The following is a 16,915-nucleotide window of genomic DNA, read 5'->3' on the forward strand; positions in this document are numbered from 1 at the left end:
TCGCTCCGGCGTGCACCTTCCCGCGGCGCCTGGGGTGTGGTACTCGCATGCTGTGACCTGGGTGCGCATTGGACACCTCCCCCGGTGCCTGCGATGCGGTAGCAAAATCGCTGGACTCACTGGCCGGAGCCTTCGACAGCTGCCACCTCGGTCCGGCGCCCCGGTCCGGGAACCGCACGGCCTCAACGACTCCAACGATTCGTCCACGCCGCCAACACGGCCGGACCCGTCGGCCCGAGCACAGCGTTTGCCTACTTGGACCATCTGCGCGCGCTTCTGGAGAAGTCCGGGTAGGCGCGGCCGTTCCCAGCCGGGCGCGGGCCAGCCAGCCGTACCCCGGACACCACTCCAACCTCATCCTCGGCGCGCGCACCGGAAGAGCCGAAACAGCGGCTCTTTGCGCTCAAGGCTTGGGCTGCGGCGGCCCGGCGTGAACTCAGCCGCCGTGCGGAGGTCTACATGTCGGCCTTCTGCGGCGGTCAGTACGTGCCAGCGTGCGCGCTGATGACATGGATTGCACCACTTTGGAACTTGCTGCCGCAGCTTCCGCCGACCGCGTCCGCGGAACCATGCGGTTTGTTAGCTCCGGAACACGGCCACTACCTGGAAAGTGGTGCATATTGTGACAGAGCGGACCCGGTAAGCGGGGAGCTGCCGCGGCAAGTCAGTCTCCGCACAGCCCTGAGGGGCCTAGGCGGCGCCTTCGTCGTCACCGCCCATGGCCTGTTCATCTGCGGCCACGCCCGAAACCGCCTCGCGGGCCTCCTCCGCCGCCGACGCTGAGTCTCAAGAACGTCAGCCGGACCGAGGCGTCGGCGGCAACTCACCTTCCCGAACGCGATCTCGGCGACACCAAGCATCCGCGCCAGGTTCGGGCCGTACATGCCGGGCGTGCCGACCCCACGCCCGGATCACAAGAGCGCAGTCTCAGTCGCGACGGGCAGAGCGCACCGCGATCTCCTCGCGGGCCCGCAACCCTGCAGACACCAGCCAGCGCACAGGCGCCTGCCAGGCGGCCGGGTGGCTGGCGTTCACGTAACGGCGCGCGGAGTCGTGATGCGCGCGGATCATGCGCTCGGGCCGACTCTTCCAGCTGGCGCCCTGGGCGTGGACGACTACGGCGTCGGGCACCTGCAGGTTCAGCCAGCCGGCACGTCCCACGCGCGCACCCAGATCCACATCCTCAAAGAACATGAAGTAGTCCTCATTGAAGCCGCCCAGGCGCTTCCAGGCGGCGGCGGGCAGCAGCACGCAGGCGCCGGACAGCCAGCCCACGGCGTGGGTGGCGTCCTCATTCGTGCCGTGGTACCTGGCGGAGAAGGGATTGCCCGGCCACACCCTCCCGAGGACGGCGTGTCCTGCGCCACCTACCAGCGTCGGCAGAGCGCGCCCGGACGGGTAGATGCTGCCGTCCGGGTTGAGCAGCCGCGGCCCCAGGCAGCCGGCGCGGGGCTCGGCGCGCGCGGCCTCGATCAGCGTGTCCAGGCTTCCTGGACGCCAGACGATGTCCGGGTTGGCAACAACGATCCAGTCCTCAGTCAGGTCGCGCGCGGCCAGGTTCGCCCCGCCCCCGTAGCCGCGGTTAGTGCCGTCACCGACCACACGCGCCCCGTAGCGCTCGGCGGTGCTCTCCACCCGCTCATGCTCGGTACCGTTGTCAGCGATCACGACGGCGGGGACCCGTGCGGTGGCGGCACGCAGGGACTCGAGGAAGCGTTCAAGCTCCGGGCCGGGGTTGTAGGCCACCGTGACCACGCGTACCGTTCCCAGCGGCGCCTGGGCGGACTCGCGGGACGGTTGGGACGCTACGTCAGTCACGCTTGGGAGACTACACGCGCCGGGGCCCCATGGCTGCATGCCTGGGCCGCGGGGCGTACCGTAGGGTGGAGCCATTACAGTCACCTAGGATTCCTCCTTGCTAAGGACGGAGAATCGCAGCTCCTCACAGACGGGTTCTTTATGATCATGGCCGTGTCATCCCACGCCAAAGCCAAACCCAACGCGCGGCACTCAGCCAAGGACATGAGCCGGAGCGCTGCGCACAGGTTCCTGCTGGCCGGATTCGCCGTCATACTGTTCATCGTCTCCGGGGTCGGCCTGGCCTGGTATGACCTCCAGTCCCAGGTGAACAAGCTCGGCATCGATGACTTCCTGGGCAAGGACCGCGCCCGCCAGGTAGTGGACAGCTATGAGGGGCGGTCGGTCAACATCCTCATCCTGGGAACCGACTCCCGCGCGGGCGCCAATAACGTGGACGGCTCCGAGGGCAGTGAGGAAGTTGCGGTGGCGCGCTCGGACACCACCATGATCCTCCACCTGCCGGCGGACCGCTCCCGCATCGAAATCGTCTCAATCCCGCGTGACCTGCTGGTGGACATCCCCGCCTGCAAAACCGCCGACGGCGACACCACCGAGGCCATGACCTACACCTCGTTCAACGCGGCCTTCGCCAATGGCGCCGGCGCCAGCGCGGATGACGCCGCCGTCGCCGCCGGCGTGGCCTGCACCGTGGCCACGGTCGAGGACCTCACGGGGCTCTACATCGATGAGTACCTCGTTGTGGACTTCAACGGCCTGACCACCACCGTGGACGCGCTGGGCGGGGTCACCCTCTACGTGGATGAGGACATCAATGACACCGAGTTCACCGGGCTGGTCATGAAGAGCGGCTGCCAGCATCTCGACGGCGCCACCGCGCTGCAGTACGCGCGCGTGCGCCACGGCGTGGGCGATGGCTCGGACCGCCAGCGCATCCCCCGGCAGCAGAACCTGGTATCGGCGATGCTGCGGACCGCGAAGTCGAAGAACTACTTCACCGACGCCGACGCCCTGTACAGCTTCGCCCGCGCCGCCCTGGGCTCGCTGACCACCTCACCCGGGATCGGCTCCCTGAGCACGCTGGCCGGATTGGCCATGTCCATCAGCAACGTCGGGATGGATCAGGTGACCATCATCACCATGCCCAACGAGGAGGCGCCCTGGGATCTGAACCGCGCGCTGCCCACGGATGAGGCCGACTACGTCTGGAAGGCGATCAAGGCCGACACCCCCGTCACGAACGCCCTGCGCGAAGCAGCCGCCCAGGATGCCACCGCTGCGCCGTCGTCGGACTCGACCGAGCAGGCGCAGGCTGACGGTGATGGCGCGGCACAGCCCGACGCCGCGCCGGAGCACTCCTCAGCCCCGACGCAGGCACGTACCCCAACCGCTACCGCGACCACGCAGGACCCCGCCGCGCAGTGCCACTGAACACCCACTGAACACCCACTGACACCCGCCGACGACGTGCCGACCGAGCCGCAGGAATAGGAGTCCAAGCAGCAGTGAGCAGCACAGACGACGACCTCCCCCCGGCATTCAGCCCCGGAGACGACGGGTCTCGGCGTCGCCCCGGCACCGAGAGAACCCCTGCGCGCCGCTCAGAGCGTACCGGTCCCGGCTCCCCCAGCGGCACGCGCTCCACGGGCAGCGCAGGTGACGGCAGTGGCGTACGCAGTGGCGCGGCACCGCGCCGCCCACGCCCCCAGAAGGCCGACTCATCGGGCCAAGCCGACCCAGCCTCCCCTCCTCGCGGACACCACCACGCCGACGGGGCCACAGCCCGCCCCGGAGCAAACCCGAGTACTCCCAAGCGGGTCCCCGTAAGGAGCCGGGCGCGCTCCGGATCCTCCGCTGTGCCACTGCGGTCGGCCCCCGCGGCTGCAGACGGCCGCGCGTCCACCAGGGTCATGCCCGCCGGCACCGCGCCCTCCGCGCGCAGCCGTAACGTCTCCCCGGCTCTTGCCCCGGCGCGCTCATCCCGGTACGCCCCCTCATCGACCCTGAACCAGCACACCCAGCCGGCTCCGCCGCGGCCCCCCGCGCGCAAACGGCACCGACCCCTGCGATGGCTGGCCATCACGCTGGTCATCCTGCTGGCGCTAGTCGGGGCCCGCGCAGCCTGGCTCATACACGACGTCAATTCCAAGCTCTCACGCGTCCAGGCTCTGTCCGGCGTGCAGGCCACACCCGGGGAGACCTGGCTGATCGTCGGCTCGGACTCGCGGGCCGACGGCGCCGTAGTGGACAACACCGACGGCGCCCGCTCCGACTCGATCATGCTGCTGCACCGAGCCCCCGGCGGGCAGAGCTCCCTGACCTCCCTGCCGCGCGACACCTACGTGGAGATACCCGGTTACGGAGGCAACAAGATCAACGCCGCCTACGCCTACGGCGGCCCCACCCTCCTGGTCGCAACGGTTGAGCAGCTGACTGGGCTGACTGTTGACCACTACGTTGAGGTCGGCATGGGCGGAGTGTCCTCCCTGGTGGACGCCGTAGGCGGCATCAACGTCTGCCTGGACTACGACGTCGATGACGCGGACTCCGGGCTCGTGTGGGACACCGCCCAGGGCGAGTGCCAGGACGTCGACGGCGCCAAGGCGCTCGCCTACTCCCGCATGCGGAAATCCGATCCGGCCGGCGATATCGGACGCGCCCTGCGGCAGCGGGCGGTCATCTCCGCCGTCGTCTCCCGCGCTGTCTCACCCACCACACTGCTGAGCTTCACCCGGCAGGACGCCCTCGTAAACGCGGGCACCAAGGCGCTGACGGTTGACGAGGACACCTCGGTACTCGATCTTGGCAAGATGCTGCTGGCCTTCCGCTCCGCCTCGAACGCCGGCCTGACTGGCGCGCCGCCCATCGCCAGCGTGGACTACGAGCCCGGCGGCATCGGCGCGGCCGTGCTGCTACAGGACACCACTGCCCCGGACTTCTTCGCCAAGCTCCGCGCAGGCACGCTGACTGCCGCTGACTTCGACCAGCCCTGAGCCGTCCGGACAGCGCGTCGCTGCCCGGCAAGCGGCGGGCACCGCCGTGGCCGGGGATACCCGTCGGCGGTGCCCGCGTGCACCGGGGACCGGTGCGGTGTTCAGCCGAAGTGAGGCCGGTCCGGGTCGGCCTGCCAAGCGGAGAAGGACGATGCGACGATGTCGTCCAGGTCGTGCTCGGCCTCCCAGCCGAGTACCTCGCGGATACGCGAGGCGTCGCCAATCAGCTGCGGCGGGTCGCCGGCACGGCGGTCCAGCTCCTCCGGCCGCACTTCACGGCCGGTGACGGCAACGACCGCGTCAATCACCTTGGAGACCACCTCGCGCACCGAGGACCCCTGCCCCGTGCCGACGTTGAACACGTGCTCGCGCATCTCCTCATCGCCGGCCAGGTGGTCCAGCGCCGCGATGTGGGCGCTGGCCAGGTCGCGCACGTGGATGTAGTCGCGGATGCAAGTGCCGTCCGCAGTGGGGTAGTCGGTGCCGAAGATCTTCGGGGACTCGCCACGGGCCAGACGATCGAGCACCATGGGGATGAGGTTGAGGGTGGCCATGTCACCCAGGTCGTCCCAGCCCGCGCCGGCTACGTTGAAGTAGCGCAGTCCCGCCCAGCGCAGCCCCCAGGCGCGCTCGCAGTCGGCCATCATCCACTCGCCAATGAGCTTCGTCTCCCCGTAGGGGTTGATGGGACGGCAATCGATGTCCTCGGGCACAACCTCCACGGGCGGCATGCCGTACACCGCTGCGGAGGAGGAGAAGATCATCCGCTCTACGCGGGCCTGCTCCATGGCCAGCAGCATGTTGGCCAGGCCACCCACATTCTGCTGGTAGTACCAGGCGGGTCGGGCAACGGACTCGCCCACCTGCTTGCGGGCGGCGAAGTGGATGACCGCCTTGACGTCCTTACGGTCCATCAGGTCCGCCAGGGCCTCGATGGCGTTGCCGGCGGCGACGTCGAGCTCGACCAGCTCGGCGTCTCCTACGCGCCCGGGGGTTCCGTAGGACAGGTCATCAACGACGACGACCTCATCTCCACGCTCTTGCAGCAGACGAACAACATGGGCACCGATATATCCGGCACCACCCGCAACGAGGATGCTCATGGGGCGATGCTACCGGTGGCGGCATCGCTCCGTATATGCCCAAGGTCCAACTCGCCGGGCCGTGGGGCGTCGGCCCAGCGGGCTGACGCCAGGCGGTGGCGGGCCTCAGTCCCGCCCAGCGACCTCGCGGCGCAAAGCTGCTCCCTTGGCGTGCGCAGTATCGGCGAGCTCGGCCTGGAATGCGCGCATGGCGGCGCGTAGGCGGGCAGCCTCCGCCCCCTCCCCCGCGCCCAGGATGCGTGCGGCTAGCAGGCCCGCGTTGCGAGCGCCGCCAATGGATACCGTGGCGACCGGTACACCGGCGGGCATCTGGACGATCGACAGCAGCGAGTCCATACCGTCCAGGTACTTCAGCGGCACCGGCACGCCGATCACGGGCAGCTCGGTGACGGCCGCGAGCATTCCGGGCAGGTGGGCGGCGCCCCCAGCCCCGGCGATGATGACCCGCAGGCCCCGCCCGGCGGCGTCGCGCCCGTAGGCGAGCATCTCGTCCGGCATGCGGTGGGCGGATACGACGTCGGCCTCGTAGGGGATTTCCAGCGCGTCGAGGGCCTCGGCGGCCGCCCGCATGGTGGGCCAGTCGGAGTCCGACCCCATGACGATGCCGACGACTGGTTGCTGGTCCTGCTGCTGGGTCATGGGGCTGCTCCTACATTGAATCCGCCGCTTGCTGCACCGTCCGCCACGCCGGCCGCGGCGCGGTGCGGGACGGACTCGCCAAGCCTATGACGTGCCCCGTGACCGCCCCAAGGATTCGGCTCAGGCCTCTCCGCGCAGGATCGCGACGACGGCGCGGGCCCGCTCGCGCACGGCGGCGATTTCCGCAGCGCCCGTGGCCGTGGTGGTCATATTGACGTGTCCGAGCTTGCGGCCGGGACGCCACTGCTTGCCGTAAAGGTGCAGGTGGGCCTCGGGCTCGCGTGCCAGAGCACGGGCGAGGGCATCGGCGGGCATCTGCTGCTCCCCGCCCAGGAAGTTGACCATCACGGTGGTGGGGGCCGTCGGCGTCGTCGCTCCCAGCGGCAGGTCGAGGACGGCGCGCATGTGCTGGGCGAACTGGCTGGTCACCGCGCCCTCCTGGGTCCAGTGGCCGGAATTGTGGGGGCGCATGGCCAGCTCGTTTACGTACAGGCGGGTGCCCTGCGGGCCCTCGACGGCGAACAGCTCAACGGCGAGCACCCCGGTGACATCCGCACGCTCGGCAATGGTGCGGCCGATGTGCTCCGCCTGCCCGACGGCAGCGGGCTCCAGCCCGGGGGCCGGGGCCACCGTCTCGACGCAGATGCCGCCGGACTGCACTGATTCGATCACCGGCCAGACGGCGACCTGGCCGGAGGGACGTCGTGCCAGCAGAACCGCTAGTTCACGGGTGAAGGGAACCGCCTCCTCCACCAGCAGGCTGGTCACGGCGCCTCCGCCCAGGCTGCCACCACCGCCAGTACCGGCCGCCGCCCGCCCGGCGCGAGCATCGGCAGTGGACTCCAGCCATGCCGCAGCCTCACCCTGGTCCAGCTCAACCGCGGATCGCACCATGAGCACCCCGTGCCCGTCATAGCCGCCGCGGGGCGTCTTCAGCACTACTGGCCAGCCGTGCGCGGCAGCGAAGTCAGCCACCTGCTCCCGCATCTGCTCGGTAGTCCCGGCCACTTCCGCCCAGGCCGGCTGCGGCAGCCCAGCAGCATCGACGGCACGACGCATGGCGAGCTTGTCGCGGGCCAGGAGCAGCGCCTCGGGCGCCGGCCGCACCGCCACCCCCTCCGCCTGCAGGTGGGACAGCAGCGCAGGATCCTGGTGCTCGTGCTCAAAGGTGAGTGCATCCGCGCCCGCGACCAGGGCACGTACGGCGTCGGCGTCGTCGGCACGGCCAACCGGGGAATCGACCGTCACCTGCGCAGCAGAGCCGTCCGCGGACTCGACGAGGGTGCGCAGATGAATACCCAGCGCGGAAGCCTCCTCCTGCATCATGCGGGCCAGTTGGCCGCCTCCGATAACGGCAAGAACGGGGGTGCTCACGGCTCCACCCTAGTGGCGGTCCCGGCTCGGCCCCGTACGCTGGCGCCGTGTCCGACTCCTCCGCACCCGACGCCGGCGCGGTCACCGCCTCCGGCCCGCATGACGGTTGTCCACCCCCACGTCCACACCGGCGGACGGATCAGGCGCCCACGGGTGCGAGCCGACCCGCCCTCGCCGCCCTGCCCCGCTGGGCCGCGGTGCTGGCGGTGTGGGCCGCGTCCACTGCGCTTTCCCTGCTGCTGCTGCGCATGGGCGCCCAGGATACGGGGGCCACGGTGTGGGCGCCTGAGGCGCCGTCGTGGATGCAGCAGGCCTCATTCTGGGACTCCGGCTGGTATGACCGCATCGCCCGGGAGGGTTATCCGGCTCAGCTACCCACCAGTAGCGACGGGACGGTGCAGCAGAACGCATGGGCCTTCATGCCGCTGCTGCCCCTGGCGGCCTCCGCACTGACGGCCACGGGCTGGTCCTTCTACGCGCGTGCAACGGTGATCGCGCTCGCGGCGTCGGCACTGGCCGCACTGGTCCTGGACCGCTGGCTCGGTCCCCGTGTGGGCGAGCGGGCGTCCCTGTGGGCGGTAGCGCTGGTCTGGTGCTCGCCGTGCGCGGTGGTACTGCAACTGCCTTACGCCGAGTCGCTCGGCCTACTCGCGGTGGGACTGGCGCTCATGCTGGCGGAGCGAGGCCGGTTCCTCACGGCGGTGCCGGCGGTGGTCGCGGGGGCCCTCGCCCGTCCACTCGGCGTTCCCCTGACGGCCGCCCTGGGGCTGTGGTGGCTGTGGGAGACGGTGCGTGCTCACCGCGGCCTTGAGAACGTCAGCAGGGGTGGGCGGCTGCGCCTACTGGCGCTGGCGGGAGCCGCGGCCGCCTCCACCGCCGCCTGGCCGCTGTACGCCTGGATAGTCACCGGCCGTCCCGATGCCTACACGGCCACCGAGACCTCTTGGCGCGGCGGCACGCTGACGCCCGCGCTGCAGTGGCTCACCCGCAGCCAGTGGTGGGTGGGTGACCACCTGGGATGGGCGCTACTGGCCGGCGTCGTGGCGCTGTGCTGCCTGGGCGTGTCGGCGCCCTCGCTGCGGCGGCTCGGCGCCCCGGCGTGGCTGTGGTGCGTGAGCTACTGCCTGTACCTGCTGGTCTTCTTCGACCCGACGACGTCAGTGTTTCGCCTGCTGCTACCGCTCGCCCCGGCGGGGTGGGCCCTGGCCGCCCGGGCTACGCCACGGCTGCGCGCGGCGCTGCTGGCCGCAGGTGTCATAGGCCAGGTGTTCTGGATCAGCTGGGTGTGGGATGGTTACAGCGCAGTCGTGTGGGTGCCGTAAGATCGTAGTCGTGATGAAAGCGAGATCTGAGACGGGGTCCGCCAACCCGCCTGTTTTCACCGAGGCCCCCGGCGCACTCACGTCCTACCAGCCTGAGCCGGGCACGCCGCCCCCCGCGCAGGCGGCACCGGGTGAAGAGGTCACTCGCGCCTCCAGCCCCCACGCCCGGGTCTGCGTCATCGACCGCCTACTGGCGTGGCTGCGGGAGCTGACCCAGTTCGGCCTGGTTGGGGCGCTGGCATTCATCATCGACTCCGGCATGTTCAACCTGCTCCAGCACGGCCCCACGGGGGTGCTCGCCGGGCATCCGAACACGGCCAACCTGGTCTCAGCCGCAGTGGCCACGGCTTTCTCCTGGGTGGCCAACCGCAGCTGGACCTACCGCGGCCGCACGCGCGAGAGCATGGCCCGGGAGGCGGCCCTGTTCGCCTTCGCCAACGCCGGCGGCATCCTGATCACCCAGTTCTGCCTGCTGTTCACCCACCACATCCTGGAGCTGACCGGCCCCCTGGCGGACAACGTCTCCGCCTACGTAGTCGGCTTCGCCCTGGGAACAGCTTTCCGCTTCTTCTTCTACCACTACGTCGTCTTCACCGGCGATGGCGACGCCGCACCCAACTGAGCAGCCAATCCCGCCTCTGCCACTCACAACTCCCGGCTCCGCCCAGAGCCCGCGGGCACGCTCGATGCCCCGGGCCGGACGTGCGGCACGCATCGTCGTGCGGCACACATCGTGGTCATGCAGCACCGCGCACAGCGTGCAAGCTGTCACGGCAAGCCGTTGGGCTCACACGCGCGTGCCCGATTCCACAGCCGAGATGCGGCGCCCGTCTCGGCGGGCACCCAGGGTTTGTTCCTACGCTGAGCGCGTGATTGCGCTGCCTGCTATGCCCGCCCCTGCTCTCGGACCTGAATGGCTCGACGCCGCCAACCTCATCACCAAGATCGTCGAATGGTTCGGCCCCTGGGCCATCGTCGGCGTCATGATGGTCATCTTCGCGGAGACCGGCCTGCTGGTCGGCTTCTTCCTCCCCGGGGACTCCCTGCTGTTCACCCTGGGGATGTTCGTGGCCACCGGCGCCGTTGGAGTATCCATCTGGGTGGCCGCGCCACTGGTATGGGTGGCCGCAATCATCGGGAACCAGACCGGATACGCCATAGGCCGTAAGGCCGGGCCCGCCATCTTCAACCGGGAGGACTCGCGCCTGTTCAAGCAGGAGTACGTAGAGCGCACGTCTGCGTTCTTCGCACGGCACGGCGGGAAGGCAATCACCCTCGCGCAATTCGTGCCAATCGTGCGTACCTTCACCCCGGTGATGGCGGGTGTGGGCCGCATGCATTACTCCCACTTCCTCGGCTTCAACGTGCTCGGCGCCACCTTCTGGGCCTTCGCCATCACCTGGCTGGGCTACCTGCTGGGATCGATCGCCTGGATCCAGAAGAACATCGACGTCATGATCCTGGGGATCGTCTTCGTGTCGGTGCTGCCGATGCTCATTACCGCCCTGCGGAACAAGCTTGGCTCCGCCAAGCGCGAGGCTGCCGAGCCGGTAAGCGTCGAGGCCACCAAGTAGGCCCGGCCGAGTGGCCCCGGGTAGCGACGGGCGTGGATCCTGCGAGCCTGCCCGGGGGCGGCGTCTCTACTTGAACCGCGTTCCGGCGCATGGACCGTCTGAGAACGCGTTTAAGGCGGCCCAACCGCAGATTTGGGGCCCAACCTCAGCATGGCGGTCCAACTGGGGCCGTGGGAGTGCTGCGACGGCGCAGGCCAGTTCCCCGTCACCTTGCTGGCGGCTCCGAGTGGTCCACGGCGCGGGCCAGTTCCCTGCAGCAAGCGCCGGCCAACCCGCGCAGGGGTGGGCCACGCCCACGCACCGTTGGCCCGCCTGCGGCGCCGGCGGCACCGGACTGCGAACGCACGCCGGTAGCAGGACGCCTCTCGGGCAGCCCCGAGTGGGCCCACCGGCAGCTTGACCCACCTGCCCTGCACTGCCTTAGCCCGACATCACTGGCTTGGCCTGACGTCGGCATGGACGGCTCGGCAGGCCCCTCAGATCCGGCGGCGCCGCCCCACGCTGACCAGCGCCCCACGCGGCAGCACGTTATTGGGGTCCAGTGACTTGGGCACCGCATTGAGCAGTATCGAGAAGACGGCGGGCTTGCGCTGGGACAGCTCAATACGCCCGCCGTCGGCCTCCACCAGGTCCTTGGCCAGCGCCAGGCCCACACCGGTGGAGCCGTGCCCGGAGACATTGCGCTCAAAGACGTTCGGGGCGATGTCCTCGGCCACTCCCTCGCCCTCATCCGCAACATCAATGAAGACACCGTGCCCGCCGTTCGCGCTGCGCACGGACACGCTGGTCGTGCCATCGCCATAGCGCAGTGAATTCTCAATCACCGTGGCCAACACCTGGGCCAGAGACCCGGGAGTGGCCAGCACCGGCATACCGACGGCGTCGGAGAAAGTGACCTCGCGCCCGGCGTCGTGGAAGGCCGGCTCCCACTCCTCGCGCTGCTGCTCGAACAGATCAGAAAGGTGCAGCGCCTCGGTAGTGCCGCCGCCGGTACGCCGCGAAATACGCAGAAGGTCCTCCACCACGCCGGTGAGCCGATCGACTTGCTCGATGCAGGCGCGGGCCTCCTCACGCACCTCCTCCTGAGTGGAAAGCAGCTCAATCTCCTCCAGCCGCAGGCTCAGCGAGGTCAGGGGCGTACGCAGCTGGTGCGAGGCGTCGGAGGCGAACTGCCGCTCGGCCGCGATGCGCCCGGCAACGCGCTCGGCACTGCGCACGAGCTCTGCCTGCACCAGGTCGATCTCCTCGATTCCGCTGCTGCGCAGCCGGGGCCGCACCTGGCCGGAGCCGAGCTGCTCGGCCTCGGCAGCCAGGTAGATCAGGGGCGCGCTGATGCGGCGCGACCCCCTGGCGGCCACGATATAGGCGGCAACCAGCGCCACCGCGGCCAGCGCCACGGTGGTCACAACGACTATGAAAATGACGCGTAGATGATCGTCACTGGCGGAGGAGGCCCGGGAGGCGACGGCGATCCACGCCCCGCCCAGGGGCACTCCCAGCAGGACGACGGCGACGGACACGGCCGCCATGGTCATCTGCATTGCTCGGCGTCGCATGGCACCTGCCTTCTTCGGTGGCCTGGCTCAGGCGTGGGCTCAAATCGCCAGCCGGTAGCCCCCACCATCCGCGATCAGCAGCGCCGGGTTGTCGGCGTCGTCGCCGAGTTTCCGGCGCAGCCAGGTGATATGCATGGCCAGCGTGTGCTCGGAGCCGGTGGGGTCCTCACCCCACACTTCCTTGAGGATGTCCTCGGTGGACAGCACCTGGCCCACTCCGCGCACCAGCACACGCAGCAATTCGAACTCACGGGTGGTCAGCTGAAGCTCCTCCCCACGGGCGAAGGCCCGATGGCCGGCCACGTCGACGCGAATATCGCCGGCCACCAGCTCGTCCTCGATCGCCTCACCTGAGGCACGCCGCACCTGTGCGCGCACGCGGGCCAGCAGCTCGGCCAGGCGGAAGGGCTTGGTCACGTAGTCGTCCGCCCCCGCGTCAAGTCCCACTACCAGGTCGGTGTCCTCGCTGCGGGCGGTGAGCATGAGGATCGGGATGGTCAGCCCCTGGGCGCGCACCTGCCGGGCCACATCAAGGCCATCGATGTCCGGCAGGCCGAGGTCGAGGACGATGATGTCCGCCCCGTCCAGATCCTCCAGGGCCCCCTTGCCCGTGCCGTGGGCGTGGACCTCGTAACCCTCACGGCCGAAGGCGCGGGCGAGCGGCTCGGAGATGGCGGGGTCGTCCTCAACGAGAAGCACATTCGTCATGCCCTGGATCGTATGCGACCAGGGCGGGAGGCGTCATCCTCCGCTGGCAGGAAGTGTCGCGCCTCAGGCACGGGCGAGCGCCCATGGGGTGACATTACCCAGACCCTTGGCGACTACTTCGTGACACGGGTGAACCGTGTACAGGTGGGCGTCCGGGCCGTTGATCAGCTCCATGGCGGTTGCCTCATCCATCCGGATGCCCCCGGGCTCAGCGGTGTCAACCAGCCGGGAGGCCAGGTTCACCGGAGGCCCGAAGACATCGCCGGAGCGGGAGACGACCCGCCCCTGTACCAGGCTGGCACGCACCCGCATCATCTCCGGGCCGGACTGGAGCTGCTCAACCAGCGCTGTGACAACATCGGCCGCCGTGCTCAGATCATCGGCGATGTACATCACGGCGTCGCCAATGGTCTTGACCACGCGGGCGCCGCGAGAGGTGACGACGTCCCGCGCGGTGGACTCGAAGTCGTCAAGCATCTCGGCCAGCTCCAGCCGGCCCATGGTCTGGGCGCGCTGGGTGAAGGAGACGATGTCCACGAATCCCAGCGAGCGGATGAGCGGGTAGAAGTCGGGGCCGGCGTCCTCACGACCGCGGCGGGACACCTCCGAATCGGTGCGATCCAGCAGGGAGGCCAGGTGCCTGCGCCAGACGTAGGTCAGCTGCGCGGACAGTGAGTCGATCATCTCGTCGATATGGTCCAGGGCCACCAGCCGGGCGGCGGTGTCATCCAGGTGGAGGCGCTCGGAGATGTCAGCCACCAGCGTCTCAAACTGCCATAGCACCAGCCGGTCCATGGTGAAGGACTGGGCGCGCAGCAGCTCCAGGACACTGCTGGCGGCGAGTCCGCCCCCAGGGGCGTGGGCCGAGGGCAGACCGTCATCATTGTCATCGATCAGGTCGGCCACATTGCGCAGGGCGACCGCATCCTGCGCGGTGAAGCGGACCTCATCGGGATCGACGTCGGCGAAGCCCATGGCCCGCCAGAAACGACGCGCCAGATCCAGCCCAGTGCCGGCGTGCACGGCAATCTCGCGCAGGCTGAGCGTGGGCACGCCCTCCAGTAGCCGCTGCTCGTGGCCGCGGACGGTGCCGGCCGCCTTGCCGGCGGACCCAGCCGCCGAGGCGGCGCCGGCATACGAGTCCCCGGCGGGGTCGCGCGGCTCGGGGGTCTGTGGGGCGGTCACCGCGTAAGAGTAGCGCACATCACAGGCCGGTGATCAATAGGTGAATCAATCAGGGCGGTCACAAGGCCGGCCAGCACTCATCCCAGCTGCCGCCGTATGCGTCGTGCCGCCGCTCGTACCGATACTGCGCAGCGGCGCCGCCCACCCGAGCACTGGCCGCGCCGCGCGTTAATTCCGCTCCCTGACCGCGGTGACATCCCCCGCGGTGACCTCGATACGGCGCGCACCCGCACCGTCACCGACTTGCAGGACCAGACCGGGGCTGAGGTCGACGGCGACGCCCGCCACCTCCCCTGCGGGCCCGTTGACGCGCACCGCCTGCCCTAGGGTGGCACAGGCACTGCGCAGTTGCCTGCCCAAGGCGCCGTCACCGGCGTCAGGATCGCCCCCGACAGACTCCCACAAGGAAACGAGCTCAGCCAGGCTGCGCCCGCAATCGTCCAGCAGCGGGCCGGCGGCGGTGTCCACCGCCCCCAGCGAGGCCAGGGAGGCGGCCCAGGGCACCGGCAGCTGCTGCGCGTCTTGAGCGAGGTTCACGCCGATTCCCACGATCACGGCCACGGCGGCGTCCCGGGAGGCGGGCACGGCGGCCCCCGTCGGCACAGGGCCACGCGCCCCGGGGGTAACCATTTCAGTGAGGACGCCGGCCAGCTTGCGGCTACTCCCCCAGCCGGGTACCGCTGCGGGGGCGCACGTCGCCGGGCCCGGCAGTGCGATCACGTCATTGGGCCACTTGGTGGCCGTGTTCCACCCGCTGCCCGACAGCCTGGGCGCGAGGGCACGGGATACGGCCAGGCCCGCCAGCAGCGGCAGCCAGTGCAGCCGGGTGTTGGGAACCAGTGGCCGCACCACGATTGAAGCGGTCAGCGCCCCTGTTGCCGGCGTGGTCCAGACGTGGTCGGCGCGGCCGCGGCCGGCGGTCTGCGTACGAGCGCGCAGCGCCGACAGGTGCGGCCACCGTACGGAGGCGACGGGGTCGAGGCCGCCGTCGGGGCCGGTCAGGGCCCGCCGCAGATCCGTGTTGGTCGAGCCGGTGCGCTCCACTACCACTAGCCGGCTGAACGGGGAGCGGGCGGTCATGCCAGCAGCCTACGCGACCGCCGAGAACAGTCGAGGCGACGAAGCCCGGCTCCGGCATGGGCTTGCGGGAGACCGGGCACTAGGCTTGAGCGCGTGCTTGTCCTGGCATCCCAGTCCACCGGCCGTCTGGCCACCCTGCGGGCAGCCGGCGTCGATCCGCAGGTACGGGTCTCCGACGTCGATGAGCCCCGAGTCCTGGCCGACCTAGCCGCCGCGCGCCGCGCCGGCGGCTCACCGGCTCCCACACCCGCAGAGCAGGTGCAGGCTCTGGCGCAGGCCAAGGCACTTGACGTGGCGGGCAGCCTCCCGGACGCGGCGGCACAGGCGGACCCGGACCTGGTGGTAGTCGGCTGTGACTCCATGCTGGAGATCGACGGGAACGTGGTTGGTAAGCCGGGCACCGCGCAGTTGGCCCGCGAGCGCTGGCGGGCGATGCGGGGGCGCAGCGGCACCCTGCACACCGGGCACTTCCTGGTGCGCGCCCGCGACGCCGCTACCGCCGCCGGCGTGTCATCCACGATCGTGCACTTCGGCTCCCCCAGCGACGCCGAGATCGACGCCTACGTAGCCTCCGGGGAGCCCCTGTGGTGCGCAGGCGCGTTCACCATCGACGGCCTGGGCGGCGCCTTCATCGACGGCGTTGAGGGGGATCCGCACGGGGTGGTCGGCATCTCCCTGCCACTGCTGCGCCGCCTGCTGGCTCACCTGGGGGTGACCTGGACGGACCTTTGGTCCCCGCCCAGCACCGCACCCGGCTCAGCGGCGCAATAGGGCGCTGTGCCCGCCGGTACTGATACCGCCCCCGGCGTCGACGTGCAGCGCGACAGAGCCGCCTGCCGGCAGCGGCACGGCCCCGGTGAACCGCAGGTCCACCGTCCCGGAAGCCGGCGCTAGCGCGAGGCTGATGGCACCCAGCAGCAGTCCATGGGCGACTACGTCCCCCTCCCCTACGGGCAGTCCTGCCCGCCGCGCCGCGCCGGCACGCAGGTGGATGGGATTGTGGTCACCGGTCGCCCGGGCCCAGTCGCGCACGTGGGCGGCGGTGAGAACGAGCTCACGGACCGGCTCCGCCCCCGACGCCGGAACTGGTCCGCCCGGTGCCGGTGCCGCAGCCGCCGTGCGGCGGGCGAGGTCGTGAGTGACCCGGGCACCGGTCGCCCACCCCGGGCCGGCGGGGCACACGAGCACGGTGCTGTGCACCAGCTCCCAGCCGCCGCGGACGGTGCGGTCCATGGTGGGCTCGAGGTCGCGGGAGGCTGGTCTTCCGCGGGCGTCGGCGGGTACGACGTCGGCCGGGGTGATCCGGCAGCGTCGGTGGATGAATCCGGTCAGGTCCCTGCCACCGGTGCCGTCGGCGGCGTTGCCCGTGTACCGCGGGAGCCGGTCGGCTAATCCGGCCAGTGCCACGACGGCGGGGGCGAGCACGAGCGCAGCAGGCGCCAGGGCCGGGCCGCAGTCCGCTCCGCTCGTGTCCGGGGCAACCGGTTCCCTGTGGGTGGAAGGCAGGCGGGCGAGAACTGCGGCGAGGACTTGCGCCATGTCTGCGGCAAGTGTGTCCGGGAC

15 protein-coding genes are annotated in these 16,915 nt (G+C 70.2%); 6 read left to right on the forward strand and 9 right to left on the reverse strand.

Going from position 1 to position 16,915, the window contains the following annotated elements:
• Positions 1–927: 927 nt before the first annotated feature.
• Positions 928–1,818, reverse strand: coding sequence for a glycosyltransferase family 2 protein (locus GZ997_RS10400; RefSeq protein ID WP_343212324.1), 891 nt, complete (start codon positions 1,816–1,818; stop codon positions 928–930).
• A gap of 204 nt (positions 1,819–2,022) precedes the next feature.
• On the opposite strand from GZ997_RS10400, the gene GZ997_RS10405 reads away from it, so the two are divergent.
• Both GZ997_RS10405 and GZ997_RS10410 read left to right on the forward strand, forming a co-directional pair.
• Positions 2,023–3,249, forward strand: a complete 1,227-nt coding sequence (locus GZ997_RS10405; protein WP_238994410.1) for an LCP family protein — start codon at positions 2,023–2,025, stop codon at positions 3,247–3,249.
• Positions 3,250–3,728: 479 nt separating this feature from the next.
• Complete coding sequence (locus GZ997_RS10410) at positions 3,729–4,811, forward strand: LCP family protein (RefSeq protein ID WP_203234194.1); 1,083 nt, start codon at positions 3,729–3,731, stop codon at positions 4,809–4,811.
• A 101-nt stretch (positions 4,812–4,912) separates the two neighbouring features.
• Here the strand turns inward: GZ997_RS10410 and galE are convergent, their stop codons facing one another.
• The 3 genes from galE to GZ997_RS10425 all read right to left on the reverse strand — a co-directional run bounded on the left by galE (position 4,913) and on the right by GZ997_RS10425 (position 7,927).
• Positions 4,913–5,914, reverse strand: coding sequence for a UDP-glucose 4-epimerase GalE (gene galE, locus GZ997_RS10415; RefSeq protein WP_162679841.1), 1,002 nt, complete (start codon positions 5,912–5,914; stop codon positions 4,913–4,915).
• A gap of 105 nt (positions 5,915–6,019) precedes the next feature.
• Positions 6,020–6,553, reverse strand: a complete 534-nt coding sequence (purE, locus tag GZ997_RS10420) for a 5-(carboxyamino)imidazole ribonucleotide mutase (protein WP_162679842.1) — start codon at positions 6,551–6,553, stop codon at positions 6,020–6,022.
• A 120-nt stretch (positions 6,554–6,673) separates the two neighbouring features.
• Positions 6,674–7,927 (reverse strand): ATP-grasp domain-containing protein, encoded by a 1,254-nt coding sequence (locus GZ997_RS10425; protein WP_162679843.1) that lies wholly within the window; start codon positions 7,925–7,927, stop codon positions 6,674–6,676.
• Positions 7,928–8,175: 248 nt separating this feature from the next.
• Between GZ997_RS10425 and GZ997_RS10430 the strand changes: the two genes are divergently transcribed.
• The 3 genes from GZ997_RS10430 (at position 8,176) to GZ997_RS10440 (ending at position 10,823) form a co-directional block, all read left to right on the forward strand.
• The gene (locus tag GZ997_RS10430; protein WP_162679901.1) at positions 8,176–9,249 is read left to right on the forward strand and encodes a hypothetical protein; all 1,074 of its coding nucleotides are present in this window, start codon (positions 8,176–8,178) and stop codon (positions 9,247–9,249) included.
• A gap of 13 nt (positions 9,250–9,262) precedes the next feature.
• Positions 9,263–9,871, forward strand: coding sequence for a GtrA family protein (locus GZ997_RS10435; protein WP_162679844.1), 609 nt, complete (start codon positions 9,263–9,265; stop codon positions 9,869–9,871).
• A 265-nt stretch (positions 9,872–10,136) separates the two neighbouring features.
• Positions 10,137–10,823, forward strand: a complete 687-nt coding sequence (locus tag GZ997_RS10440) for a VTT domain-containing protein (RefSeq protein WP_162679902.1) — start codon at positions 10,137–10,139, stop codon at positions 10,821–10,823.
• A 476-nt stretch (positions 10,824–11,299) separates the two neighbouring features.
• Here the strand turns inward: GZ997_RS10440 and GZ997_RS10445 are convergent, their stop codons facing one another.
• The 4 genes from GZ997_RS10445 to GZ997_RS10460 all read right to left on the reverse strand — a co-directional run bounded on the left by GZ997_RS10445 (position 11,300) and on the right by GZ997_RS10460 (position 15,352).
• On the reverse strand, positions 11,300–12,379 hold the full coding sequence (locus GZ997_RS10445) for a HAMP domain-containing sensor histidine kinase (protein WP_161924606.1): 1,080 nt from the start codon (positions 12,377–12,379) through the stop codon (positions 11,300–11,302).
• Between the two features lie 39 nt (positions 12,380–12,418).
• Positions 12,419–13,087, reverse strand: a complete 669-nt coding sequence (locus GZ997_RS10450; RefSeq protein WP_162679845.1) for a response regulator transcription factor — start codon at positions 13,085–13,087, stop codon at positions 12,419–12,421.
• A 63-nt stretch (positions 13,088–13,150) separates the two neighbouring features.
• The gene (locus GZ997_RS10455; RefSeq protein WP_203234201.1) at positions 13,151–14,149 is read right to left on the reverse strand and encodes an adenylate/guanylate cyclase domain-containing protein; all 999 of its coding nucleotides are present in this window, start codon (positions 14,147–14,149) and stop codon (positions 13,151–13,153) included.
• A gap of 291 nt (positions 14,150–14,440) precedes the next feature.
• Entirely contained in the window at positions 14,441–15,352 is a 912-nt protein-coding gene (locus GZ997_RS10460) for a biotin--[acetyl-CoA-carboxylase] ligase (protein WP_162679847.1), read from the reverse strand.
• A 93-nt stretch (positions 15,353–15,445) separates the two neighbouring features.
• Here GZ997_RS10460 and GZ997_RS10465 point away from each other — a divergent pair, with 93 nt between their 5' ends.
• A complete protein-coding gene (locus GZ997_RS10465; RefSeq protein ID WP_162679848.1) occupies positions 15,446–16,123 on the forward strand; it encodes a Maf family protein in 678 nt (225 codons plus the stop codon).
• On the opposite strand, the gene GZ997_RS10470 is transcribed toward GZ997_RS10465, so the two are convergent.
• The gene (locus GZ997_RS10470; RefSeq protein WP_162679849.1) at positions 16,109–16,891 is read right to left on the reverse strand and encodes a MaoC/PaaZ C-terminal domain-containing protein; all 783 of its coding nucleotides are present in this window, start codon (positions 16,889–16,891) and stop codon (positions 16,109–16,111) included. The two genes, GZ997_RS10465 and GZ997_RS10470, sit on opposite strands and share 15 nt — an antisense overlap.
• Positions 16,892–16,915 lie beyond the last annotated feature (24 nt).

The sequence above is a fragment of the Actinomyces sp. 565 genome, from assembly GCF_010365615.1.
Taxonomy (GTDB): domain Bacteria; phylum Actinomycetota; class Actinomycetes; order Actinomycetales; family Actinomycetaceae; genus Actinomyces.

Excerpts from the sequence above, each read along its gene's own strand:
- GZ997_RS10450 (WP_162679845.1), bottom strand. The coding sequence starts at position 13,087 with ATGACGAATGTGCTTCTCGTTGAGGACGACCCCGCCATCTCCGAGCCG.
- galE (WP_162679841.1), bottom strand. The coding sequence starts at position 5,914 with ATGAGCATCCTCGTTGCGGGTGGTGCCGGATATATCGGTGCCCATGTT.
- GZ997_RS10445 (WP_161924606.1), bottom strand. The coding sequence starts at position 12,379 with ATGCGACGCCGAGCAATGCAGATGACCATGGCGGCCGTGTCCGTCGCC.
- GZ997_RS10435 (WP_162679844.1), top strand. The coding sequence starts at position 9,263 with ATGAAAGCGAGATCTGAGACGGGGTCCGCCAACCCGCCTGTTTTCACC.
- GZ997_RS10440 (WP_162679902.1), top strand. The coding sequence starts at position 10,137 with ATGCCCGCCCCTGCTCTCGGACCTGAATGGCTCGACGCCGCCAACCTC.
- GZ997_RS10470 (WP_162679849.1), bottom strand. The coding sequence starts at position 16,891 with ATGGCGCAAGTCCTCGCCGCAGTTCTCGCCCGCCTGCCTTCCACCCAC.
- GZ997_RS10460 (WP_162679847.1), bottom strand. The coding sequence starts at position 15,352 with ATGACCGCCCGCTCCCCGTTCAGCCGGCTAGTGGTAGTGGAGCGCACC.
- GZ997_RS10410 (WP_203234194.1), top strand. The coding sequence starts at position 3,729 with ATGCCCGCCGGCACCGCGCCCTCCGCGCGCAGCCGTAACGTCTCCCCG.
- GZ997_RS10430 (WP_162679901.1), top strand. The coding sequence starts at position 8,176 with ATGGGCGCCCAGGATACGGGGGCCACGGTGTGGGCGCCTGAGGCGCCG.
- GZ997_RS10405 (WP_238994410.1), top strand. The coding sequence starts at position 2,023 with ATGAGCCGGAGCGCTGCGCACAGGTTCCTGCTGGCCGGATTCGCCGTC.
- purE (WP_162679842.1), bottom strand. The coding sequence starts at position 6,553 with ATGACCCAGCAGCAGGACCAGCAACCAGTCGTCGGCATCGTCATGGGG.